Annotated in this window: 26 protein-coding genes; 25 read left to right on the top strand and 1 reads right to left on the bottom strand. The window is 70.6% G+C overall.

Translation table 11 applies throughout. The annotated features are described in order from the left end of the window. Nucleotides 1-177: 177 nt before the first annotated feature. The 17 genes from ACZ7DY_RS33765 to ACZ7DY_RS33845 all read left to right on the top strand — a co-directional run bounded on the left by ACZ7DY_RS33765 (nt 178) and on the right by ACZ7DY_RS33845 (nt 13,203). Nucleotides 178-774, top strand: coding sequence for a hypothetical protein (locus ACZ7DY_RS33765; RefSeq protein ID WP_471142340.1), 597 nt, complete (start codon nt 178-180; stop codon nt 772-774). Between the two features lie 191 nt (nt 775-965). Next, a complete protein-coding gene (gene rpsP / locus ACZ7DY_RS33770) occupies nt 966-1,403 on the top strand; it encodes a 30S ribosomal protein S16 (protein ID WP_150186450.1) in 438 nt (145 codons plus the stop codon). Nucleotides 1,404-1,405: 2 nt separating this feature from the next. Then, nucleotides 1,406-1,645, top strand: a complete 240-nt coding sequence (locus ACZ7DY_RS33775) for an RNA-binding protein (RefSeq protein ID WP_327353152.1) — start codon at nt 1,406-1,408, stop codon at nt 1,643-1,645. 94 nt (nt 1,646-1,739) lie between these two features. Continuing rightward, nucleotides 1,740-2,282, top strand: coding sequence for a ribosome maturation factor RimM (rimM, locus tag ACZ7DY_RS33780; protein ID WP_471142343.1), 543 nt, complete (start codon nt 1,740-1,742; stop codon nt 2,280-2,282). Further along, nucleotides 2,282-3,103 (top strand): tRNA (guanosine(37)-N1)-methyltransferase TrmD, encoded by an 822-nt coding sequence (gene trmD, locus ACZ7DY_RS33785; RefSeq protein ID WP_471142346.1) that lies wholly within the window; start codon nt 2,282-2,284, stop codon nt 3,101-3,103. Before rimM ends, trmD begins: the two co-directional genes overlap by 1 nt. 131 nt (nt 3,104-3,234) lie before the next feature. After that, nucleotides 3,235-3,585 (top strand): 50S ribosomal protein L19, encoded by a 351-nt coding sequence (gene rplS, locus ACZ7DY_RS33790; protein ID WP_471142348.1) that lies wholly within the window; start codon nt 3,235-3,237, stop codon nt 3,583-3,585. 45 nt (nt 3,586-3,630) lie between these two features. Further along, the gene (gene lepB, locus ACZ7DY_RS33795) at nt 3,631-4,353 is read left to right on the top strand and encodes a signal peptidase I (RefSeq protein ID WP_471142349.1); all 723 of its coding nucleotides are present in this window, start codon (nt 3,631-3,633) and stop codon (nt 4,351-4,353) included. Then, nucleotides 4,346-5,431 (top strand): signal peptidase I, encoded by a 1,086-nt coding sequence (lepB, locus tag ACZ7DY_RS33800; RefSeq protein WP_471142352.1) that lies wholly within the window; start codon nt 4,346-4,348, stop codon nt 5,429-5,431. The genes lepB (ACZ7DY_RS33795) and lepB (ACZ7DY_RS33800) overlap by 8 nt, the downstream gene beginning before the upstream one ends. Then, on the top strand, nt 5,325-6,278 hold the full coding sequence (gene lepB / locus ACZ7DY_RS33805) for a signal peptidase I (protein WP_471142540.1): 954 nt from the start codon (nt 5,325-5,327) through the stop codon (nt 6,276-6,278). Before lepB (ACZ7DY_RS33800) ends, lepB (ACZ7DY_RS33805) begins: the two co-directional genes overlap by 107 nt. 76 nt (nt 6,279-6,354) lie before the next feature. Next, on the top strand, nt 6,355-7,110 hold the full coding sequence (lepB, locus tag ACZ7DY_RS33810; protein WP_471142355.1) for a signal peptidase I: 756 nt from the start codon (nt 6,355-6,357) through the stop codon (nt 7,108-7,110). Between the two features lie 100 nt (nt 7,111-7,210). Then, a complete protein-coding gene (locus tag ACZ7DY_RS33815) occupies nt 7,211-7,687 on the top strand; it encodes an NUDIX hydrolase (protein ID WP_471142543.1) in 477 nt (158 codons plus the stop codon). Nucleotides 7,688-7,742: 55 nt separating this feature from the next. Next, nucleotides 7,743-8,051, top strand: a complete 309-nt coding sequence (locus tag ACZ7DY_RS33820) for a DUF2469 domain-containing protein (RefSeq protein ID WP_006139554.1) — start codon at nt 7,743-7,745, stop codon at nt 8,049-8,051. Nucleotides 8,052-8,120: 69 nt separating this feature from the next. Continuing rightward, entirely contained in the window at nt 8,121-8,546 is a 426-nt protein-coding gene (locus tag ACZ7DY_RS33825; protein ID WP_471142356.1) for a YraN family protein, read from the top strand. Next, a complete protein-coding gene (locus tag ACZ7DY_RS33830) occupies nt 8,546-10,165 on the top strand; it encodes a YifB family Mg chelatase-like AAA ATPase (RefSeq protein ID WP_471142357.1) in 1,620 nt (539 codons plus the stop codon). The genes ACZ7DY_RS33825 and ACZ7DY_RS33830 overlap by 1 nt, the downstream gene beginning before the upstream one ends. Continuing rightward, nucleotides 10,162-11,322, top strand: a complete 1,161-nt coding sequence (gene dprA / locus ACZ7DY_RS33835) for a DNA-processing protein DprA (protein ID WP_471142360.1) — start codon at nt 10,162-10,164, stop codon at nt 11,320-11,322. The genes ACZ7DY_RS33830 and dprA overlap by 4 nt, the downstream gene beginning before the upstream one ends. A 375-nt stretch (nt 11,323-11,697) precedes the next feature. Then, nucleotides 11,698-12,540: an RNA polymerase sigma factor WhiG gene (gene whiG, locus ACZ7DY_RS33840; RefSeq protein WP_471142363.1), complete on the top strand. Its 843-nt coding sequence runs from the start codon at nt 11,698-11,700 to the stop codon at nt 12,538-12,540. 105 nt (nt 12,541-12,645) lie between these two features. Beyond that, entirely contained in the window at nt 12,646-13,203 is a 558-nt protein-coding gene (locus tag ACZ7DY_RS33845) for a TetR/AcrR family transcriptional regulator (protein WP_471142546.1), read from the top strand. Here the strand turns inward: ACZ7DY_RS33845 and ACZ7DY_RS33850 are convergent. Continuing rightward, on the bottom strand, nt 13,172-13,810 hold the full coding sequence (locus tag ACZ7DY_RS33850) for a peptidoglycan DD-metalloendopeptidase family protein (protein WP_471142364.1): 639 nt from the start codon (nt 13,808-13,810) through the stop codon (nt 13,172-13,174). The two genes, ACZ7DY_RS33845 and ACZ7DY_RS33850, sit on opposite strands and share 32 nt — an antisense overlap. A 430-nt stretch (nt 13,811-14,240) precedes the next feature. Between ACZ7DY_RS33850 and rpsB the strand changes: the two genes are divergently transcribed. The 8 genes from rpsB to ACZ7DY_RS33890 all read left to right on the top strand — a co-directional run bounded on the left by rpsB (nt 14,241) and on the right by ACZ7DY_RS33890 (nt 23,144). After that, entirely contained in the window at nt 14,241-15,167 is a 927-nt protein-coding gene (gene rpsB / locus ACZ7DY_RS33855; protein WP_471142367.1) for a 30S ribosomal protein S2, read from the top strand. 101 nt (nt 15,168-15,268) lie between these two features. Further along, the gene (gene tsf, locus ACZ7DY_RS33860) at nt 15,269-16,105 is read left to right on the top strand and encodes a translation elongation factor Ts (protein ID WP_471142369.1); all 837 of its coding nucleotides are present in this window, start codon (nt 15,269-15,271) and stop codon (nt 16,103-16,105) included. A gap of 202 nt (nt 16,106-16,307) precedes the next feature. Next, entirely contained in the window at nt 16,308-17,069 is a 762-nt protein-coding gene (pyrH, locus tag ACZ7DY_RS33865) for a UMP kinase (RefSeq protein WP_471142371.1), read from the top strand. A 156-nt stretch (nt 17,070-17,225) separates the two neighbouring features. Further along, nucleotides 17,226-17,783, top strand: coding sequence for a ribosome recycling factor (frr, locus tag ACZ7DY_RS33870; RefSeq protein ID WP_355811774.1), 558 nt, complete (start codon nt 17,226-17,228; stop codon nt 17,781-17,783). A 32-nt stretch (nt 17,784-17,815) separates the two neighbouring features. Continuing rightward, complete coding sequence (locus ACZ7DY_RS33875; protein ID WP_471142373.1) at nt 17,816-18,925, top strand: phosphatidate cytidylyltransferase; 1,110 nt, start codon at nt 17,816-17,818, stop codon at nt 18,923-18,925. A gap of 103 nt (nt 18,926-19,028) precedes the next feature. Further along, a complete protein-coding gene (rlmN, locus tag ACZ7DY_RS33880; RefSeq protein ID WP_471142375.1) occupies nt 19,029-20,135 on the top strand; it encodes a dual-specificity RNA methyltransferase RlmN in 1,107 nt (368 codons plus the stop codon). Between the two features lie 244 nt (nt 20,136-20,379). Beyond that, nucleotides 20,380-21,465, top strand: coding sequence for a thiamine ABC transporter substrate-binding protein (locus ACZ7DY_RS33885; RefSeq protein WP_471142377.1), 1,086 nt, complete (start codon nt 20,380-20,382; stop codon nt 21,463-21,465). Continuing rightward, the gene (locus tag ACZ7DY_RS33890) at nt 21,441-23,144 is read left to right on the top strand and encodes an ABC transporter permease (protein ID WP_471142548.1); all 1,704 of its coding nucleotides are present in this window, start codon (nt 21,441-21,443) and stop codon (nt 23,142-23,144) included. Before ACZ7DY_RS33885 ends, ACZ7DY_RS33890 begins: the two co-directional genes overlap by 25 nt. The last annotated feature ends 12 nt before the right edge of the window (nt 23,145-23,156 follow it).

A 23,156-nucleotide genomic window follows, 5' to 3' on the forward strand; every position in this document is an offset into this window, starting at 1 on the left:
CTACGCGCTGGGGCGTACGCGCCACTACGTACCGGCTTGATGCGAGCTGTGAGGCTTCTCCGCAGATCAGCGCACCCGCCCTCGTCCGGACGCATCAATGGCAACTGACGGGTACGTGCAAATTATTTGGGATGCCCCGGAATGGAACCCCGAGGGCACTCGGCTCGTTGTCACGACGTGAGCACGACACCACCTGTTCTCGCCGCAGAGCTGGCACAGGCGTGGGCCGACATTCAGCGGCACCACCCCGAGCTGCCCGACCTTGCCGCGCCCGAATCCCTGATCGGAGAGTCGTCGTCCGCCTGCGGCGCCGAGCTCTCCTTCGAGCGACTGCTTCACGAGGCAGTCCATGGCATCGCCGCCTCGCGCGGCGTACGCGACACCTCACGCGCCGGCCGCTACCACAACCGCAGATTCCTCGCGATCGCCGAGGAGCTGGGCCTCGACCACCCCGAGGAGCCGCACCCGAGCAGCGGCTTCTCGCTGGTCACGCTCAATCCGGAGGCGAAGAAGCGCTATCGACCGACGATCGAACGCCTGCAGCGCGCGCTGAAGGCACACACCGCCGCGACGACGGCGGACACCGCGCGCAGCTTCCGGGGACCGGCCGCACGGCACGGCTCCTCCGGAGGAGGCGTGCGCGTGAAGGCGGTCTGCGACTGCGGGCGCAACGTCCGCGTCGTGCCCTCCGTGCTCGCCCAGGCGCCGATCATGTGCGGGGGCTGCGGAAAGCCGTTCCGGATCCCGGAAGTGGTCGGTGTGGGCGTGGGCTGAGCCGCGACCGGGGCGCCCGGACCGGGTTCGGGTGCCCCGGCGACGTATGGCACAATGGCTAGCTGTACTCGACAGTCGCACAGGACCCCTCTCTCCTCCGGCTGACGCGTCCATCGGGCACTCGAGTACCGCAACCCCACGCGGCATCCCCGTTGTGCCCACCCACGTCAAGACCAGGAGACACCACTCCCGTGGCAGTCAAGATCAAGCTGAAGCGTCTGGGCAAGATCCGTTCGCCTCACTACCGCATCGTCGTCGCCGACTCCCGTACCCGCCGTGACGGCCGGGCCATCGAGGAGATCGGTCTGTACCACCCGGTGCAGAACCCCTCGCGCATCGAGGTCAACTCGGAGCGTGCCCAGTACTGGCTGTCCGTCGGCGCCCAGCCGACCGAGCCGGTCATGGCCATCCTGAAGCTCACCGGCGACTGGCAGAAGCACAAGGGCCTGCCGGCCCCGGCGCCGCTGAAGGTCGCCGAGCCCAAGGACAAGCGCGCCGCGTTCGAGGCCTTCACCAAGGGTCTCGAGGGCGACGACGCCAAGGGTGAGGCCATCACCCAGAAGGCCAAGAAGTCGGACAAGAAGGCGGACGAGGCCGAAGCCGCGTCCACCGAGTCCACCGAGGCCTGAGCATGCTCGAGGAGGCTCTCGAGCACCTCGTGAAGGGCATCGTCGACAACCCCGACGACGTGCAGGTGGCCTCGCGCACCCTGCGCCGTGGACGCGTTCTCGAGGTTCGGGTCCACCCCGATGACCTCGGCAAGGTGATCGGCCGCAACGGCCGCACCGCTCGCGCTCTGCGGACCGTCGTGGGCGCCATCGGTGGCCGCGGTGTCCGCGTCGACCTCGTCGACGTGGACCAGGTTCGCTGAACCGGGTTCGTAGAACCACAGCAGCACCGGCTCGGGCCGGGGAGGGCTTCAGGGCCTTCCCCGGCCCGTAGTCGTGGATGAGGAGAGATTCGCAGTGCAGTTGGTAGTCGCCCGCATCGGCCGTGCCCACGGCATCAAGGGTGAGGTCACCGTCGAGGTCCGCACCGACGAGCCGGAGCTGCGGCTCGGCCCCGGCGCCGTCCTCGCCACGGAGCCCGCCTCCGTCGGCCCGCTGACCATCGAGTCCGGCCGGGTGCACAGCGGCCGCCTCCTGCTGCGCTTCGAGGGCGTGCGCGACCGCACGGGCGCCGAGGCGCTGCGCAACACGATCCTCATCGCCGAGGTGGACCCCGAAGAGCTCCCCGAGGAAGAGGACGAGTTCTACGACCACCAGCTCATGGACCTCGACGTCGTCCTGGCGGACGGCACCGAGGTCGGCCGGATCACCGAGATCTCGCACCTGCCCTCGCAGGACCTGTTCATCGTGGAGCGGCCCGACGGCAGCGAGGTGATGATCCCCTTCGTCGAGGAGATCGTCGTCGAGATCGATCTCGAAGAGCAGAAGGCCGTCATCGACCCGCCCCCCGGGCTCATCGACGACCGCGCCGAGATCGCCTCCACGCGGGACGAGGCGTAATGCGTCTCGACGTCGTCACGATCTTCCCCGAGTACCTGGAACCGCTGAACGTCTCCCTCGTCGGCAAGGCACGCGCGCGTGGCCGGCTCGACGTCCAGGTGCACGACCTCAGGGAGTGGACGTACGACCGGCACAACACGGTCGACGACACCCCCTACGGCGGCGGCCCCGGCATGGTCATGAAGACCGAGCCCTGGGGCGAGGCCCTCGACGACGTGCTCGGCGAGGGATACGAGGCCGGTGCCCACGGGCCCGCCCTGGTCGTCCCCACGCCCAGCGGCCGTCCCTTTACCCAGGAACTGGCCGTGGAGCTCTCCGAGCGCCCGTGGCTCGTCTTCGCGCCCGCGCGCTACGAGGGCATCGACCGCCGCGTCACCGACGAGTACGCGACGCGCATGCCCGTCTACGAGGTCTCCATCGGGGACTACGTCCTCGCGGGCGGGGAAGCCGCTGTCCTGGTCATCACCGAGGCGGTGGCCCGGCTCCTGCCGGGCGTGCTCGGCAACGCCGAGTCCCACCAGGACGACTCCTTCGCCCCGGGCGCCATGGCCAACCTCCTGGAAGGCCCCGTCTACACCAAGCCTCCCCAGTGGCGCGGGCACGGCATCCCCGACGTCCTGCTCAGCGGCCACCACGGCAAGATCGCGCGCTGGCGCCGGGATGAGGCGCTGCGGCGCACCACCCGCAACAGACCCGATCTCATCGAGCGCTGCGACCCCGGCGCCTTCGACAAGAAGGACCGCGAGATGCTCTCGATCCTGGGGTGGCGGCCGGGACCGGACGGCCGATTTGGGCGAGACCCCGAAGCCGTGGAAGAATAGGCCGCTGCTGTACGTCCAGCGTGCGCCCCTGCCACAGGGGGAAAGACGCCCGCCCGACGCGATCAGCTACCGAATCCTCATCACCACGTTCCGCTGATGACCTGTGGCATCAGTGAAGAAAGCAGACGATCATGGCCAACCTGCTCGACTCCGTCGACAGCGCGTCGCTGCGCAGCGACGTCCCCGCGTTCCGCCCGGGTGACACCGTCAACGTCCACGTCCGCGTCATCGAGGGCAACCGCTCCCGTGTGCAGCAGTTCAAGGGCGTAGTCATCCGCCGCCAGGGTGCCGGCGTGCGCGAGACCTTCACGGTCCGCAAGGTCTCCTTCTCCGTCGGCGTCGAGCGCACCTTCCCGGTGCACACCCCGATCGTCGAGAAGATCGAGCTCGTCACCCGCGGTGACGTCCGTCGCGCGAAGCTGTACTACCTCCGTGACCTGCGCGGCAAGGCCGCGAAGATCAAGGAGAAGCGCGAGAGCTGAGCTCGCGCGCGGGTCCACGGCGGAGCCGGATAGCATCTGGCTCCGATGGACACCGAAGCACAGCACACGGAGCGCGACCGCTCCTCCCCACCCTCCGGTTCCGGAGACGTCCCGCACGTCGACGGAGCAGCCGAGGGGACGGAGGAACGGTCGCGCTCCTTTTTCGCGTCGCTGACCGACTGGCTGCCGGGCGGCAGGCTCACGCTGGTGTTCCTGCTGGGCCTGGGTCTCCTGCTCGTCGTCAACACGTTCGTGGTGCAGCCCTTCCAGATTCCGAGCGGCTCCATGGAGCCTGCGTTCCGCTCCGGGGACCGGGTACTCGTCAACAAGTTGGCGTACCGTTTCGGTTCCGAGCCGCAGCGGGGTGACGCGGTCGTCTTCGACGGCAGTGGTTACTTCGGAGAGGCCGACTACATCAAGCGGGTCGTGGGCACCGGGGGAGACCGGGTGGTCTGCTGCGACAAGCGGGGGAGGATCAAGGTGAACGGCGAGCCCGTCGACGAGCCGTTCCTCTACCCGGGGAACGCACCCTCCCAGGTCCCCTTCGACGTGGTCGTCCCCGAGGACAGCCTGTTCCTCCTCGGCGACCACCGCAGCGACTCCCGTGACTCCCGCGACCACCTCGGCGAGCCCGGCGGCGGCATGATCCCCGTCGACGAGGTCATCGGCCGGGCCGACTGGATCGCCTGGCCGGTCGGCCACTGGACGTCCCTGAAGCGGCCCGGCAGCTACGCGCGCGTGCCCGATCCCGGCGGGCCCCATGGGTAACCGCGGACGGACGCGCGGCGCCGGCCACCGGGCGGACACCCGGCTGCCCACCGGCTCCCGGCCGACCGACGGCCCGGTCCTGCCCGGCCGGGCCGACCGGCGCAGGCTGGCGAAGAAGGTCAAGCGGCGCAGGCGACGCTCGGCGATCAAGGAGGTGCCGCTCCTGATAGGCGTGGCGCTGCTGATAGCCCTGGTCCTGAAGACGTTCCTGGTGCAGGCCTTCGTGATCCCCTCCGGCTCCATGGAGCAGACCATCCGGATCGGGGACCGCGTCCTGGTCGACAAGCTCACCCCGTGGTTCGGCGCCAAGCCGGAACGCGGCGACGTCGTCGTCTTCAAGGACCCGGGCAACTGGCTCGAAGAGGAACAGGGCAAGAAGAAGGACGACCCGGTCGTCGTCAAGCAGGTCAAAGAGGGCCTGACCCAGATCGGTCTGCTGCCCTCCGACAGCGAGCGGGACCTGATCAAACGCGTCGTCGGCGTGGGTGGCGACACCGTGAAGTGCTGTGACGAGAACGACAAGGTCACCGTTAACGGCGTGCCCCTGGACGAGCCCTACATCCACCCGGGCGACAAGCCGTCGGACTTCGCGTTCGAGGTCAAGGTCCCCAAGGGGCGCCTCTTCATGTTGGGCGACCACCGGAGCGACTCGGCCGACTCCCGTTTCCACCGCACCGAGAAGTTCCACGGCACCGTCTCCGAGGACGAGGTGGTGGGGCGCGCGATGGTGATCGCCTGGCCCTTCGGCCACTGGCGCAAGCTGGAGGAGCCCAAGACGTACGCCTCGGTCACCGACGCGCGTGCGGCATCGGGCACCCTCACAGGAGCGTCGCATAGGGTGGCCCCCGGCGATCGATATGGATTGATCCGGCTCCCGACCCCTGCGGAACTCCCGCTCGTTATGGGAGTGGTGGGCCTGCATCGCATCTGGGGCAGGCGGCGGCACGGACTGAGGAGTGGATGTGGGGGATTTGGCGGTCGGCGCACGATCCGGACACGAGGGACCCGAGGAGCGGCCGGGGCAATCCGACGAGCCGGGCGTCGACGCCGTCGAGAGCGGTGCCACCCCCGGGAGTGACGCCGCCGAGGTCGACGGCGCGACGAAGGACCGGGAGGCGGAGCGGAAGAAGAAGTCCCGTTCCTTCTGGAAGGAGCTTCCGCTCCTCATCGGCATCGCCCTGGTCCTCGCCCTGGTCATCAAGACCTTCCTGGTCCAGGCGTTCTCCATCCCCTCGGACTCGATGCAGAACACGCTGCAGCAGGGCGACCGCGTCCTCGTCGACAAGCTGACGCCGTGGTTCGGCTCCGAGCCCGAGCGCGGCGAGGTCGTCGTCTTCAAGGACCCGGGCCACTGGCTCGACGGCGAGCCGACGCCCGACCCGAACGCGGTCCAGAAGGTCCTCGGCTGGGTCGGCCTGATGCCCTCCGCCGACGAGAAGGACCTCATCAAGCGGGTCATCGCCGTCGGCGGCGACACCGTGGAGTGCAAGGGCACGGGCCCGGTGAAGGTCAACGGCAAGGCGCTCAACGAGCCGTACGTCTTCGCGGGCAACACCCCGTGCACGGTCGACGACCAGGGCGGCCAGTTCAAGGTGACCGTTCCCAAGGGCAAAATCTGGGTCATGGGTGACCACCGGCAGAACTCCCTGGACTCCCGCTACCACCAGAACCAGCCCGGCGGCGGTGCCGTCCCCGTGGACAACGTCGTGGGCCGCGCCATCGTGATCGCCTGGCCGCCCACCCGCTGGGCCACGCTGCCCAAGCCCGACACCTTCGACCAGCCGGGGATCAACGCCCTCTCCGGCGCGGCGCCGGGCGCCCTCGGACTCGCGGGTGCGGTCCCGATCGTGCTGTGGCGCCGCCGCCGGCTCACGGTGGCCGCCGCCCGCGGCGCGAGGGTTTCTGGCGGCAGTACCGCCGGGTAGGGTGCCGTCCCAGATCGCCGATCTTCCGCCGCCAGGACATACGGCGGGATCGTCTCCGAAACGGGGGAGCACTGGGATGAGCAGGACACAACGTACGGACGAGGGCCGCGGACGGCTCGGCAGCGTGCTGTCGGGCATCGCCGTGGCCCTCGGCTGTGTGCTCTTCCTCGGCGGGTTCGCCTGGGGTGCCTTCCTGTACCAGCCGTACACCGTCCCCACCGGCTCGATGACGCCGACGATCGGCTCGGGCGACCGGGTCCTCGCGCAGCGGATAGACGGCGACGACGTGCGCCGCGGGGACGTCGTCGTCTTCAAGCAGGCGACCTGGGGCGACCTGCCGATGGTCAAGCGCGTCGTCGGGATAGGCGGCGACAAGGTGGCCTGCTGCAAGGACGGCAAGCTGACCGTCAACGGCAAGGAAGTCGCAGAACCGTATCTTCCCGAGGGGCAGGGGGCCGCGGCGACCGGCATCCCCACCACGACGGTTCCCAAGGGGCGCCTCTTCCTCCTCGGTGACGAGCGCAGCGGGTCTCTCGACTCCAGCGTGCACCTGGGCGACGCGGACCACGGGTCGGTGCCGCGCGGCGCCGTGCAGGCCCGGGTCGACGCGGTGGCCTGGCCGATGGACAAGTTCGGCATGCTGGACCGGCCCGACGGGTTCGCGGACATGCCGGGCGGCATCTCGCGGCCCGGACCGCTGCGCCTGGTGGTGACCGCGGTGGTGGCGGGCATGGTCTTGGTCCTGGGCGGCGCCGCGTACGGGCCGGTGGCCAGGCGGCTGGGGCGCGGGCGCGGCGGGAGCCGGACGCGGGAGGCAGCCCGTGTCGGCTGAGGACGCGTCGACTGCGGGGGCCACGGGAGCGACGAAAGCTACGGGGACCGCAGAGACCTCGGAGGTCGAGGGCCGGGAAGCCGCGCCGGCCGACCGGCCGTTGCGCCGGGTCGCGCGGGTGGTCCTGCTCGACGGCAGCGACCGCATCCTGCTGCTGCACGGCCACGAGCCGGAGAACCCCTCGGACGACTGGTGGTTCACGCCGGGCGGTGGCGTGGAGGGCGACGAGACGCGGGAACAGGCCGCCCTGCGCGAGCTGCGGGAAGAGACCGGCATCACAGAGGTCGAGCTCGGCCCGGTCCTGTGGCGGCGGGTCTGCTCCTTTCCGTTCGCCGGGCGGCGCTGGGACCAGGACGAGTGGTACTACCTGGCGCGCACGACGCAGACGGCGATCGCCGCGGAGGGCCTCACGGAGCTGGAAAAGCGCAGTGTCGCCGGAGCACGTTGGTGGACGTGCCGAGAACTGACCGGGGCTCATGAGACGGTGTACCCGACCAGGCTCGCCGGGCTGCTGCGCAGGCTGCTCGACGAGGGGCCCCCGGATCGGCCCGAGGTCCTCGACACGGAAATCGTGTAGGGGCTCGCGGGGCTGACGCACAATAGGGGGACGCACGGCTGAAGGGGAACATGCCATGAGCGCCGAGGACCTCGAGAAGTACGAGACCGAGATGGAGCTGAAGCTCTACCGGGAGTACCGCGATGTCGTCGGTCTGTTCAAATACGTGATCGAGACCGAGCGGCGTTTCTACCTCACCAATGATTATGAGATGCAGGTGCACTCGGTCCAGGGCGAAGTCTTCTTCGAGGTGACGATGGCGGATGCCTGGGTGTGGGACATGTACAGGCCCGCTCGGTTCGTCAAGCAGGTGCGGGTCCTCACGTTCAAGGACGTGAACATCGAGGAGCTGAACAAGAGCGATCTCGAGTTGCCGGGCAGCTGAGCCGCGGTCGGTTTCGCCCGCAGGGGTGGCGGACTTGTCCACAACCGGCGAGTAGTCCACCAAGATCCAATGGCTGCGGGCGGAACCGCGACCGTGGATGCCGGAGGTGGTGCCGGCATGAACGCACGGGGTGCACTCGGCAGGTACGGCGAAGATCTGGCCGCGCGGCGGCTGGTCGAGTCGGGAATGACGGTTCTGGAGCGCAATTGGCGCGCGGGCAGGACCGGTGAGATCGACATCGTGGCCATGGACGGCGAGGCCCACGTCGTCTGTGAGGTCAAGACGCGCAGGGCGGGGCGGGCCGGCTCGGTGCCGTTCGAGCATCCGATGGCGGCCGTCGGCCCGACCAAGGCGGAGCGACTGCGCAGGCTCGCCGAGCGCTGGATCGAGGAGCGCGGCGGACCGCCTCCCGGCGGCGTCCGCATCGACCTGGTGGGCGTCCTGATCCCCCGGCGCGGCAACCCCGTGGTGGAGCACGCGCGGGGGGTGGCCTGATGGGATTCGCGCGTACGTGTTCCGTCGCCCTGGTCGGCGTCGAGGGCGTGGTCGTCGAGGTGCAGGCCGATCTGGAGCCCGGGGTCGCGGCGTTCACGCTGGTGGGCCTGCCGGACAAGAGCCTGAGCGAGAGCCGCGACCGCGTCAGGGCCGCCGTGGTCAATTCCGGCGGTGAGTGGCCCCAGAAGAAGCTGACGGTGGGACTGAGCCCGGCGTCGGTGCCGAAGGGCGGCAGTGGTTTCGACCTCGCCGTCGCGTGCGCCGTCCTCGGAGCGGCCGAGCGGATCGACCCCAAGGTCCTCGCCGACATCGTGATGATCGGGGAGCTGGGCCTCGACGGCCGGGTGCGGCCGGTCAGGGGCGTGCTGCCCGCCGTCCTCGCGGCGGCCGACGCGGGGTACGAACAGGTGGTCGTCCCCGAGTGCACGGCGGCGGAAGCCTCTCTGGTGCCGGGTGTCTCGGTCCTCGGCGTGCGCAGTCTGCGCCAGCTCGTCGCGGTCCTGACCGACGAGCCGGTGCCGGAGGAGGAGCCGGTCGAGGCCGGGCGGCCCGACCCGATGCTCGCGGGGCTCTGCGTGCCCGGCACCGGCATCGGCACGGGCCTCAGCGACGCCCTGGACGACGCCCATGCGTGGGACCTGGCCGACGTCGTCGGGCAGGCGCCCGCCAGGACCGCAGTCGAGGTGGCAGCGGCGGGCGCGCACCACCTCTTCCTGCAAGGGCCGCCGGGGGCCGGGAAGACGATGCTCGCGGAGCGCCTCCCGGCCGTCCTGCCCAGGCTGACCAGGGAAGAGTCCCTGGAGGTCACCGCGGTCCACTCGGTGGCGGGCATGCTGCCGCCGGGCAAGCCGCTGGTGGACATCGCGCCGTACTGCGCGCCGCACCACTCCGCGACGATGCAGTCCCTGGTGGGCGGCGGCAAGGGCATCGCCCGCCCGGGAGCGGTCTCCCTCGCCCACCGCGGCGTGCTCTTCCTCGACGAGGCCCCCGAATTCAGCGGCCAGACGCTGGACTCGCTGCGCCAGCCCCTCGAATCGGGCCATGTGGTGATCGCGCGCAGCTCGGGGGTGGTGAGGCTGCCCGCGAGGTTCCTGATGGTCCTCGCGGCCAACCCCTGCCCCTGCGGCCGGCACACCCTGCTGGGCGACGGCTGCGAATGCCCCGCCTCCGTCATCCGCCGCTACCAGGCCCGGCTCTCGGGACCACTGCTCGACCGGGTCGACCTGAAGGTCGAGGTGGAAGCCGTCACCCGCTCCGAGCTGGCCGGGTACGGCACACGCGGCGAGTCCACCCGGACCGTCGCCGACCGGGTGCGCGCCGCGCGGGAGAGGGCGGCGGCCCGGCTGGCCGGCACGGGCTGGCACCTCAACAGCGAAGTCCCCGGCCACGCGCTGCGCACGCGCTGGCCCGCCGCCCCCGGCGCGCTGGACGCGGCCGAACTGGACCTGGAGCGGGGTTTCCTGACCGCCCGTGGCCTCGACCGCGTCCTGCGGGTGGCCTGGACCGTCGCGGACCTGGCGGGACATGACCGCCCGACCGCTCAGGACGTCGCCCTCGCGCTGCAACTGCGCACGGGAGTCTCCCGGGGCGTGCCGATGGCGATCGGAGATGGGCGGTGACCAGGGCCCCGTCCCCCGACGAGGAGCGTCTCGCCCGCGTCGCCCTGACCCGGGTGCTGGAGCCGGGGGACGCCGTCGGCGGGCGGTGGCTCCGCGAGATCGGTGCCGCGGAGGTGCTGCGCAGGCTCGGCGCGGACGAGGAGCGGCTGCCCGGGGTGAGCGCGCGGAGGTGGGAGGGGCTGCGGGCGCGGACGGCCACCGTGCGGCCGGAGCGGGATCTCGCGGCGGCACGGGACGTCGGGGGAAGGTTCGTGTGCCCGGGCGACGCGGAGTGGCCGGCGACCCTGGACGACCTGGGCGACGCGCGCCCGGTCGGACTCTGGGTACGGGGGCGGCCGTCCCTGCGGATGTGGGCGCTGCGGTCGGTGGCCGTCGTCGGGGCGCGGGCCTGCACGCCGTACGGCGCCCACATGGCGGCCGCCCTCGCCGCGGGGCTCGCGGAGCGCGGCTGGGTCGTGATCTCCGGCGGGGCGTACGGCGTGGACGGCGCCGCCCACCGCGGGGCGCTCGGGGCCGGCGGCGCCACCGTGGCCGTGCTCGCCTGCGGCATCGACCGGCCCTACCCCCGCGGCCACGCCGAACTGATCGGACGCATCGCGGAACAGGGTCTGGTCGTGGGTGAGTTGCCACCGGGCGATCATCCGACGCCGAGCCGGTTCATCCAGCGGAACAGGGTGATCGCCGCGCTGACCCGGGGGACGGTGGTCGTCGAGGCCGCGTACCGCAGTGGGGCGCTCGCCACGGCACGCAGCGCTCAGGAGTTGGGGCGCTTCACCATGGGGGTGCCGGGCCCCGCGACCAGCGGTCTCTCCGCGGGGGTGCACGAACTGCTACGGGGTGACGGCGTCCTGGTGAGCGACGCCGCCGAAGTCGTCGAACTGGTCGGCGACATGGGGGAGCTGGCGCCGCCCCGCCGGGGGCCCGTCGTCCCGCGTGACCTGCTCGCCCCGGGGGTGCAGCGTGTCCTCGCGGCCCTGCCCGGCCGGGGGTGTGCGGGGGCGCGCGATGTAGCGGCGGGGGCCGCGACGACCGAGGATGACGCGGTCGGGCGACTGTACGAGCTTCAGTCGTTGGGGTTCGTCGAACGACACGGCGATGGCTGGCAGTTGACACGCCAGGCGATCGCGTCCGACTTCGCCGATGGAGGTGAATCGTGACCGAGCGTGTTCCGCCGGACGGATGACCCCCGACGACCTTGGGAAATCGGGCAGTTGATACGCCAGGCTCCTCACGCAGAGCGACGGAATCGACCCTCCGGAGCGCCCAACGGAACGTATCTGCGCACGCGCGATCCCATACTCTTCGCACACTGCGACACTTTAGTCACGCTACGCTCACGAGGATTCCGGCCAGGCGACCAGACGGACGACCTCATTCACCCCACGCACGCTCCCCACCGCACCGGCGCGAGTGACACCGGCCCCCCGGCCGGCTCGCGCGACCTCCCCGACCCGCGCGACCTCCCCGGTCCGCGCGAGCGCCACGCTCCACACGACCTCACCAGTTCACGGCAGAACGGCTCAAGGCGACGAATGCCTCAGCACACCTCAGGCTCCGACCGGGCAGCGGTTCCCCCCGCCGCTCGTAGCGGCGAGCGGGAGCGGCCCCCCGCCCCCTCGTCGCTGGACGAGCTGTGGCGGTCGTACAAGGAGACGGGCGACGGGCGGCTGCGGGAGCAGCTGATCCTGCACTACTCGCCGCTGGTCAAGTACGTGGCGGGCCGGGTCAGCGTGGGGCTGCCGCCCAATGTCGAGCAGGCCGACTTCGTCTCGTCCGGGGTCTTCGGGCTGATCGACGCGATCGAGAAGTTCGACATCGAGCGGTCCATCAAGTTCGAGACGTACGCGATCACCCGCATCCGCGGGGCGATGATCGACGAACTGCGGGCCCTCGACTGGATCCCCCGCTCCGTGCGGCAGAAGGCACGCAATGTCGAGCGGGCCTACGCCACGCTGGAGGCGCAGCTGCGACGGACTCCGTCGGAGGCGGAGGTCGCCGCCGAGATGGGGATCGCGCTCGAAGAACTGCACGCGGTTTTCAGCCAGTTGTCGCTGGCGAACGTGGTGGCCCTGGAGGAGCTGCTGCACGTCGGCGGCGAGGGCGGCGACCGGCTCAGCCTGATGGACACGCTCGAGGACCACGCGGCCGACAACCCCGTGGAGGTCGCCGAGGACCGGGAGCTGCGCAGGCTGCTGGCGCGGGCGATCAACACGCTGCCGGAGCGCGAGAAGACCGTCGTCACGCTCTACTACTACGAAGGGCTCACGCTCGCCGAGATCGGCAACGTGCTCGGGGTGACCGAGAGCCGGGTGAGCCAGATCCACACGAAGTCCGTGCTCCAGCTGCGGGCCAAGCTGGCGAGTTTTGGACGCTGAGCGCGCTGAATCGTCCCTGCCCCGACGGCGCGAGCACGGCGGCGGCTCCCGCCGGCGGCGCCCCGTCCGTAAAGTGGAGCCGTGCCAAGGATTCGAGCGGCCTCAGTGGCCGAGCACCGGTCGATGCAGCGCGGGGCCCTGCTGGACGCCGCGCGTTCCCTGCTGTCCGAAGGCGGGACGGAGGCGCTGACCTTCCCCGCTCTCGCCGAGCGCACGGGACTCGCCCGGTCCTCCGTGTACGAGTACTTCCGGTCGCGGGCGGCCGTGGTGGAAGAGCTGTGCGAGGTCGACTTCCCCGTCTGGGCGGCGGAGGTGTCGGCGGCGATGGAGGGCGCGGAGTCCGCCGAGGGCAAGGTCGAGGCGTACGTGCGGCGGCAGCTGTCTCTGGTGGGGGACCGGCGCCACCGTGCCGTGGTCGCCATCTCCGCGAGTGAGCTGGACGCCGGCGCGCGGGAGAAGATCCGGGCCGCGCACGGCGGTCTCATCGCGATGATCGTCGAAGCGCTGGAGGAGCTGGGGCACGAGCAGCCGCGGATGGCGGCGATGCTCCTGCAGGGCATCGTGGACGCCGCGGTCCGCCGCATCGAACTGGGCGCGGCCGAGGATCCCGCCGCCATCACCGAGGCGGCCGTCACCATGGCCCTGCGCGGTGTCCGGGGCTGAGTCCCCCGGGTCCCCCGGCGAGGCCCCCGGAGCCGGGGCCGCGCTCTCCGGTGTGCACCGGCAGCAGACGGGACGGCCCCCGGCCCAGCAGCCACGGTGGCAGCAGGCTCAGCGGATCCAGGTAGGTCCCGGCTCTGAGCAGGCCCCAGTGGAGGCAGCTCTGCGGGCAGTGGCCCGTCGGGAACTCCAAGGTGCCCACCGTCTGGCCCGCCCCGACCTCGTCGCCCTTCTTCAGCGATGCCCGCACCGGTTCGTACGTCGTGCGCAGGGGCGGATCCCCCATGCCCGTCAGCTCCACCGAGACCACGCCCCGGCCCGCCACCCGGCCCGCGAAGGCGACCCGCCCCGGGACCACCGCCCGCACCGGTCCGCCCGGCGGCGCGGCGAGGTCCACGCCGCGGTGGCCCGCGCCGTACGCCGATGCCGGCGGGGCCCAGCCGCGTACGACCTCGGGTCGGGAGCCCACCGGCCAGGCCGTGGCTGTCGGCAGGGACGTCGGTGGGCCCGTCGGTGGGGCGGGGTGAGGGGCCCGGCGTGGGGCCGCGGGCGCGGACAGGGTGGACGCGAGCAGGGCTGCCAGCACCGGCAGCAGGAGTTCGAGGCGCATACGAGAACCGTCCCGCGCCGGACCGATCCGCGGGGATCATGGTCCGGATCTGTGGACGACGGCCGGGTTGTGGACAGCCGCCTCACCCGATCGTGGGAGGACCGGCGTCCGGACCCACCCCCCTCGCCCCTCACCACCCCCGTCGCCCCCTCAGCACCCCCCTCCCTGCCCCCTTGCCGCCCCACCCGAAGCCCCAGCTCCGAGCCGTCGTCGGGGTCGTCGACGGCGGCGTCATCCGGTACCCCGCGGGTCCCGTACACTTCTTGTGGCGATCCGGGTCACCGGGTCGACTTCGCACGCCCCGACACCAGGCCGTCAAACAGCCGGCGTCAGCGCCTCTCGGTCCCTCGTGGGCAAGGCGCACCGGGGCGTCAGGCGCGAGTGCCGTCCGGCACCCGCGGCACAACCGAGAATCTCAAGGAGAACGGCCATGGCCGTCGTCACGATGCGGGAGCTGCTGGAAAGCGGCGTCCACTTCGGTCACCAGACCCGTCGCTGGAACCCGAAGATGAAGCGCTTCATCTTCACCGAGCGCAACGGCATCTACATCATCGACCTGCTCCAGTCGCTGTCGTACATCGACCGCGCCTACGAGTTCGTCAAGGAGACCGTCGCCCACGGCGGCACGGTCATGTTCGTCGGCACGAAGAAGCAGGCGCAGGAGGCCATCGCCGAGCAGGCCACCCGCGTCGGCATGCCCTACGTCAACCAGCGCTGGCTGGGCGGCATGCTCACCAACTTCTCGACCGTCTACAAGCGTCTGCAGCGCCTCAAGGAGCTCGAGCAGATCGACTTCGAGGACGTCGCCGCGTCCGGTCTGACCAAGAAGGAGCTTCTCGTGCTCTCGCGCGAGAAGGCCAAGCTGGAGAAGACCCTCGGCGGTATCCGCGAGATGCAGAAGGTGCCCAGCGCCGTCTGGATCGTGGACACCAAGAAGGAGCACATCGCGGTCGGCGAGGCCCGGAAGCTCAACATCCCGGTCGTCGCCATCCTCGACACCAACTGTGACCCCGACGAGGTCGACTACAAGATCCCGGGCAACGACGACGCGATCCGCTCCGTCACCCTGCTCACCCGCGTGATCGCCGACGCCGTCGCCGAGGGCCTCATCGCCCGTTCCGGTGCTGCCGCCGGTGACTCGAAGCCGGGCGAGAAGGCCCAGGGCGAGCCCCTCGCCGAGTGGGAGCGCGACCTGCTCGAGGGCGAGAAGAAGGCCGACGAGCCAAAGGCCGCCGAGGCCGACGCCGAGGTTCAGAAGTCCGCCGAGACGGAGAAGGCCGCCGACGCCGAGCAGGCCGAGGCTCCCGCCGAGGTTGCCGCCGTCGAGGCGCCCGCCGCGGACGCCGAGCAGGCCTGACCGCACAGGTTCGGTGGTTGACGGCGGGGGCCCGATCGGCCCCCGCCGTTCACCCGTAGACCTCCGTAGATCTTTCAGACTTCGAGAGAGAAATTTCGATCATGGCGAACTACACCGCCGCTGACGTCAAGAAGCTCCGTGAGCTCACGGGCGCCGGCATGATGGACTGCAAGAAGGCGCTGGACGAGGCCGAGGGCAACGTCGACAAGGCCGTCGAGGCGCTCCGCATCAAGGGCCAGAAGGGCGTCGCCAAGCGCGAGGGCCGCTCCGCCGAGAACGGCGCCGTGGTCTCCCTCATCGCCGACGACAACACCTCCGGTGTCATCGTCGAGCTGAAGTGCGAGACGGACTTCGTCGCCAAGGGCGAGAAGTTCCAGGCCGTCGCGAACAACCTCGCCGCCCACATCGCCAAGACGTCCCCGGCCGACATCGAGGCGCTGCTCGCCTCCGAGATCGAGGCCGGCAAGACCGTCCAGGCGTACGTCGACGAGGCCAACGCCAACCTCGGCGAGAAGATCGTCCTGGACCGCTTCGCGCAGTTCTCGGGCGCCTACGTCTCCGCGTACATGCACCGCACGATGCCCGACCTGCCCCCGCAGATCGGTGTCCTCGTCGAGCTGGACAAGGCCGACGCCGACGTCGCCAAGGGCATCGCCCAGCACATCGCCGCCTTCGCGCCGAAGTACCTCTCCCGCGAGGACGTCCCGGCCGAGGTCGTCGAGTCCGAGCGCCGCGTCGCCGAGGAGACCACCCGCGCCGAGGGCAAGCCCGAGGCCGCCCTCCCGAAGATCGTCGAGGGTCGCGTCAACGGCTTCTTCAAGGAGGCCACCCTCCTCGGCCAGCCGTACGCGCTGGACAACAAGAAGTCGGTCGAGAAGGTTCTCGCCGAGGCCGGTGTCACCCTGAAGCGCTTCTCGCGCATCAAGGTCGGCATCTGAGTCCGTACCGCGATCGACGGTAGACCCCGCTAGGGTCGACAGCGGTCGCCCGCGCGCGGGCGTCTCCACGAGGGGATACTCGGACGCGACGTACGACCGCAGGATCTGACGAGGAGGCCACTGCCGAGCATGGGATGCGAACGACACCCCACCGGCAGTGGCCTTCTTCGCATGTGTGCCAAGTAAGAGAAGCGAGAACCACATGACCACCAAGGCCGACTCGAAGAGTGATGACGGCAAAGTCGCCGGACGCTTCCTGCTGAAGCTCTCCGGCGAGGCGTTCGCCGGTGGGGGCGGCCTCGGGGTCGACCCCGACGTGGTGCACGCCATCGCCCGCGAGATCGCCGCCGTTGTCCGCGACGGCGCCCAGATCGCCGTCGTCATCGGCGGCGGCAACTTCTTCCGCGGCGCCGAGCTCCAGCAGCGCGGCATGGACCGGGCCCGCTCCGACTACATGGGCATGCTCGGCACCGTCATGAACTGCCTCGCCCTCCAGGACTTCCTGGAGAAGGAGGGCATCGACTGCCGCGTCCAGACCGCCATCACCATGGGCCAGGTCGCGGAGCCGTACATCCCGCTGCGCGCCGTGCGCCACCTGGAGAAGGGCCGCGTGGTCATCTTCGGCGCCGGCATGGGCATGCCGTACTTCTCCACCGATACCACCGCCGCGCAGCGTGCCCTGGAGATCGACGCCGAGGCGCTGCTCATGGGCAAGAACGGCGTGGACGGCGTCTACGACTCCGACCCCAAGGCCAACCCCGACGCGGTGAAGTTCGACGCCCTCGGCTACGGCGAGGTCATCACGCGCGACCTCAAGGTCGCCGACATGACGGCGATCACGCTGTGCCGGGACAACAAGCTGCCCATCCTGGTCTTCGAGCTGCTTTCCGCGGGCAATATCGCCCGGGCCGTCAAGGGTGAGAAGATCGGCACACTCGTGGGCGACCAGGGAAGCCGGGCCTGACCTCAGGGACCTGGACCAGGCTCAAGGGACGTACGCGAGACGCCCCTTGAGGGGATGGACAAAGCCCTGCCGGTCGGACACCGTGCAGGAAAGAGACGCGACGCAGCCGGCCGCCCCGTGCTAGCCGGGCCTACTCAAGACACGCAGGAGCAAGTGGTGATCGAAGAGACCCTCCTCGAGGCCGAGGAGAAGATGGAGAAGGCCGTCGTGGTCGCCAAGGAGGACTTCGCCGCGATCCGCACCGGCCGTGCGCACCCGGCGATGTTCAACAAGATCGTGGCGGACTACTACGGCGCGCTGACGCCGATCAACCAGCTGGCCTCGTTCTCGGTGCCCGAGCCGCGGATGGCCGTGGTGACCCCGTTCGACAAGAGCGCGCTGCGCAACATCGAGCAGGCGATCCGGGACTCCGACCTCGGCGTCAACCCGAGCAACGACGGCAACATCATCCGGGTGACGTTCCCCGAGCTGACCCAGGACCGCCGCAAGGAGTTCATCAAGGTCGCCAAGACCAAGGCCGAGGACTCCAAGATCTCGATCCGGTCGATCCGTCGCAAGGCCAAGGAAGCCCTCGACAAGGCGATCAAGGACGGCGACATCGGTGAGGACGAGGGCCGCCGCGGCGAGAAGGAGCTCGACGACACCACCGCGAAGTACGTCACGCAGGTGGACGAGCTGCTCAAGCACAAGGAAGCCGAGCTGCTCGAAGTCTGAGGCTCGAGTCCGAGGAATCAGGGATCCGATTCGTGAACGACTCTTCCTGGGGGGCGCCGCCCAGAGCCGGGTATTGGGGGCCGCCCGACCAGGGACCAGGTCAGGGGGCGACCCCGCCAGGTCCCGCGTACGATGCGCAGGACGCGCTGTTTCCGTCTGAGACGCAGCCCATGCCCATCGTGCCCGACGTACCCGTGAGCGGCGGAGACCAGGACGACGACCGGGGGGCCACTCGGATGGGCGGCCCCCTGTTCCGTGACGAGCCTCCGCAGGAGCCCATGCCCAGCGCACCAGAGCCGCAGCCCGCCCCGGCAGCGCCGCAGAAGAAGAGCGCGGGGCGTGATCTCGGGGCGGCCATAGGAGTCGGTGTCGGACTCGGCGCGGTGATCATCGCGTCGCTCTTCATCGTGAAGGCCGTCTTCATCGGGGTCATAGCGGTCGCCGTCGTCGTCGGCCTGTGGGAGCTCACCTCGCGGCTGGAGGAGCGCAAGGGCATCAAGGCGCCGCTCGTGCCGCTCGCGGTGGGCGGCGCGGCGATGGTCGTGGCCGGGTACGTGCGCGGGGTCGAGGGGGCGTGGGTCGCGATGGCGCTCACCGCGCTCGCGGTCCTGGTCTGGCGCATGACCGAACCGCCCGAGGGCTATCTCAAGGACGTCACGGCGGGGGTCTTCGCCGCCTTCTACGTGCCGTTCCTCGCGACGTTCGTGGCGCTGATGCTCACCGCGGACGACGGCCCTTACCGGGTGCTCACGTTCCTGCTCCTGACCGTGGTCAGCGACACCGGCGCGTACGCGATCGGCTGGCGTTTCGGCAAGCACAAGCTGGCGCCGCGCATCAGCCCCGGCAAGACCCGCGAGGGCCTGGTCGGCGCGGTCACCTTCGCGATGGCGGCGGGCGCGCTCTGCCTGCAGTTCCTCATCGACGACGGCGCGTGGTGGCAGGGCCTGGTGATCGGCTTCGCGGTCGCGGCGAGCGCCACGCTCGGTGACCTCGGCGAGTCGATGATCAAGCGGGACCTGGGCATCAAGGACATGGGCACGCTGCTGCCGGGCCACGGCGGCATCATGGACCGCCTCGACTCCCTCCTCCCGACGGCGCCGGTGGTGTGGCTGCTGCTCGTGGCTTTCGTCGGGTCGGGCTGAGCGCTCCAGTGCACACCGTCTGACCTGCACTTCTGTACGTGAGGGGCTCGTTGTCCACAGGGCGGCGAGCCCCTCCTCGTATGTCTGCGACACTGGATGGACCATGCCTAAGCCCGGAGAACTCACCTTCGTCGCGCCCCGCGGAGCCAAGAAGCCGCCGCGGCACCTCGCCGACCTCACGCCCGCCGAGCGCAAGGAAGCCGTCGCCGCCATCGGCGAGAAGCCGTTCCGCGCCAAGCAGCTCTCGCAGCACTACTTCGCGCGGTACGCCCACGACCCGGCGGAGTGGACCGACATTCCGGCCGGGGCGCGCGAGAAGCTCCGTGAGGCGCTGCTGCCGGAGCTGATGTCCGTGGTGCGGCACATCAGCTGTGACGACGACACCACCCGCAAGACGCTCTGGCGGCTCTTCGACGGGACGCTCGTCGAGTCCGTGCTGATGCGGTACCCGGACCGGGTCACCATGTGCATCAGCTCGCAGGCCGGGTGCGGGATGAACTGCCCGTTCTGTGCCACCGGCCAGGCCGGCCTCGACCGGAACCTGTCGACGGGCGAGATCGTGCACCAGATCGTCGACGGCATGCGCGCGCTGCGGGACGGCGAGATCCCGGGCGGGCCCGCGCGCCTGTCCAACATCGTCTTCATGGGCATGGGCGAGCCGCTGGCCAACTACAACCGCGTGACCGGCGCCATCCGCCGGCTCACCGACCCCGAGCCGGACGGCCTCGGCCTGTCGCAGCGCGGGATCACCGTGTCGACGGTGGGGCTCGTGCCCGCCATCCACCGGTTCTCCGACGAGGGCTTCAAGTGCCGCCTCGCCATCTCGCTGCACGCGCCGGACGACGAGCTGCGCGACACGCTCGTCCCGGTCAACACGCGCTGGCGGGTCCGGGAGGTCCTCGACGCGGGGTGGGAGTACGCCGCGAAGTCCGGCCGCCGCCTCTCCATCGAGTACGCGCTGATCCGCGACATCAACGACCAGGCATGGCGTGGTGACCGGCTCGGGCGGCTGCTCAAGGGCAAGCCGGTGCACGTGAACCTGATCCCGCTGAACCCCACGCCGGGCTCGAAGTGGACCGCCTCGCGGCCCGAGGACGAGAAGGCGTTCGTGGAGGCCATCGCGGCGCACGGCGTGCCCGTCACGATCCGGGACACCCGTGGTCAGGAGATCGACGGGGCGTGCGGCCAGCTCGCCGCCGCCGAGCGGTAGACGGCCGAGGGGTAGGCTGACGGGCGTACGGCCTCGTACAGACATCTGCATATTCCGACAGGGGAGCGCCACAGCGCTGAGAGTGCGGCCACTGGGACAGGTGGGCCGCAGACCCTCTGAACCTCGCCCGGGTCATTCCGGGTAGGGAGTTCGGGCACGACTCAAGCTGTAGCGCCCTGCCCGCGGGCCATCAGGCCGGCGGGCGGGGCCGCGTCTCTTCCTGGACACCCAGGAGGAAGTTCCAGTGAGCACCACCAAGAAGGTCACGTTCACCGCCGTGGCGGTGGGGATCGGGCTCGTCGCCGTCTCCGCGTGCGGCAGTTCCGACGGGGATTCCGCGAAGTCGGACTCGAAGACCGTGACGCTCGTCAGCCATGACTCCTTCAACGTCTCCAAGGACGTCCTGAAGGACTTCGAGAAGCGCTCCGGATACAAGGTCAAGGTCCTCAAGGACGGCGACGCCGGCGCCGCCGTGAACAAGGCGATCCTCTCCAAGGACAACCCGCAGGGCGACGTCTTCTTCGGCGTCGACAACACGCTCCTTTCGCGCGCGCTCGACAACGGCCTCTTCCAGTCGTACGAGGTCAAGGACGCGGCGAAGATCAAGCCGGAGTTCCGGGCCGACCAGGGCAAGCACCGGGTCACCCCCGTCGACAGCGGCGACATCTGCGTGAACTACGACAAGAAGTACTTCGCCGACAAGAAGCTGGCGCCTCCGAAGTCCTTCGAGGACCTCGCCGAGCCCTCGTACAAGAACCTGCTGGTCGCCGAGAACGCCTCGACCTCCTCGCCCGGCCTCGGCTTCCTGCTCGGGACGGCCGCGAAGTACGGCGACGACGGCTGGCAGGGCTACTGGAAGAAGCTGAAGGCCAACGGCGTCAAGGTCGTCGACGGCTGGGAGCAGGCGTACAACGAGGAGTTCTCCGGGTCCGCCGGCGGCAAGAAGGCCAAGGGCGACCGCCCGCTCGTCGTCTCGTACGCCTCCTCGCCGCCCGTCGAGGTGCTCTACGGCAAGCCGCAGCCCAAGCAGGCGCCCACCGGCGTCGCCACCGGCACCTGCTTCCGCCAGGTCGAGTACGCGGGTCTGCTCAGCAACGCAGGGAACACCAAGGGCGGCAAGGCGCTCCTCGACTTCCTCGCGGGCAAAAAGTTCCAGGAGGACATGCCGCTGAACATGTTCGTGAACCCGGTGCGCGCGGGCGCCGCGCTGCCCGAGCTGTTCACGAAGCACGGCGTGAGGGTCGACGACCCGCAGACGATGGACCCGAAGAAGATCACCGAGAACCGCGAGCCGTGGATCAAGTCGTGGACCTCGCTCGTACTGAAGTAGCCGGCTCCCGCCGCCGCGCTGGACTCGGGCGGGGTCTCGGGCGGGGGAGCGCGGCGCGGCTCGGCCTGATGGCCGTGCCCGTCGCGTTCTTCGCGCTCTTCTTCGCCTATCCGGTCACGGCGATCGTCGCGCGCGGGCTGCACATCGGCGGGGTCTGGCGGTTCGGGCGGATCGGGGACGTCCTCGGGCAGTCCGACATCCGGCACGTGCTGTGGTTCACCACCTGGCAGGCGCTCGCGTCGACCGCGCTCACGCTGCTGATCGCGCTCCCCGGCGCGTACGTCTTCGCGCGCTTCGACTTCCCCGGCAAGCAGGCGCTGCGGGCCGTGGTGACCGTGCCGTTCGTGCTGCCCACCGTCGTCGTCGGGACGGCCTTCCTCGCCCTGATCGGGCGGGGCGGCCTCTTCGACGAGCTGTGGGGGGTGCGCCTGGACACCACCGTCTGGGCGATCCTGCTCGCGCACGTCTTCTTCAACTACGCCGTCGTCGTCCGCACCGTCGGCGGCCTCTGGTCGCAGCTCGACCCGCGCCAGGAGGAGGCCGCCCGGATGCTCGGCGCCTCCCGCTGGACCGCGTGGCGCACGGTGACCCTGCCCGCCCTTGGACCGGCGGTCGCCGCCGCCGCGCTGATGGTCTTCCTCTTCACCTTCACCTCCTTCGGCGTCGTGCAGATCCTCGGCGGACCCGCGTACTCGACGCTCGAAGTGGAGATCTACCGGCAGACCGCGCAGCTGCTCGACCTGCCGACGGCCGCCGTCCTGACGATCGTGCAGTTCGCGGCGGTGGGCCTGATCCTCGCGATCCACGCGTGGACCGTCCGCAGGCGCGAGAGCACGCTGAAGCTCGTCGACGCCGCGGCGGTCGCGCGCCGGCCGCGCGGCGCCGGGCAGTGGACGCTGCTCGGGCTCGTCATGGCGACGGTCGCCCTGCTGATCCTGCTGCCCCTCGGCGTCCTGATCCAGCGCTCCTTCGACGGCCCCGGGGGCTACGGATTCGCGTACTACAGGGAGCTGACCTCGGCGGACGGCGGCGCCTTCCTGGTGCCGCCGATCGAGGCCGTATGGAACTCCCTGCGGTACGCGGTCGTGGCCACCGCCATCGCGGTCGCCGTCGGAGGGCTCGCCGCCGCCGCGCTCACCCGCCGGGCCGGGCGGCTCGTCCGCGGCCTCGACGCGCTGCTCATGCTGCCGCTCGGGGTCTCCGCGGTGACCGTGGGCTTCGGGTTCCTGATCACGCTGGACGAGCCGCCGCTGGATCTGCGGACCAGCTGGATCCTGGTGCCGCTCGCCCAGGCGCTGGTGGGCGTGCCGTTCGTCGTACGGACCATGCTGCCCGTCCTGCGCGCCGTGGACGGACGCCTCCGCGAGGCCGCCGCGGTGCTCGGGGCGTCGCCGCTGCGGGCGTGGCGGGAGGTGGACCTGCCGATGGTGCGGCGGGCGCTGCTGATCGCCGCCGGGTTCGCCTTCGCCGTCTCGCTCGGCGAATTCGGGGCGACCGTCTTCATCGCGCGGCCGGACAACCCGACGCTGCCGGTCGCCGTGGCGCGCCTCCTCGGCCGCGCCGGTGACCTCAACTACGGCCAGGCAATGGCCCTTTCGACGATCCTCATGGTGGTGTGCGCGGTGTCTCTGCTGCTCCTGGAACGCATGCGTACCCAGCGCACCACGGGGGAGTTCTGATGACGGACGTGA

Source organism: Streptomyces sp. NPDC037013 (assembly GCF_055607265.1).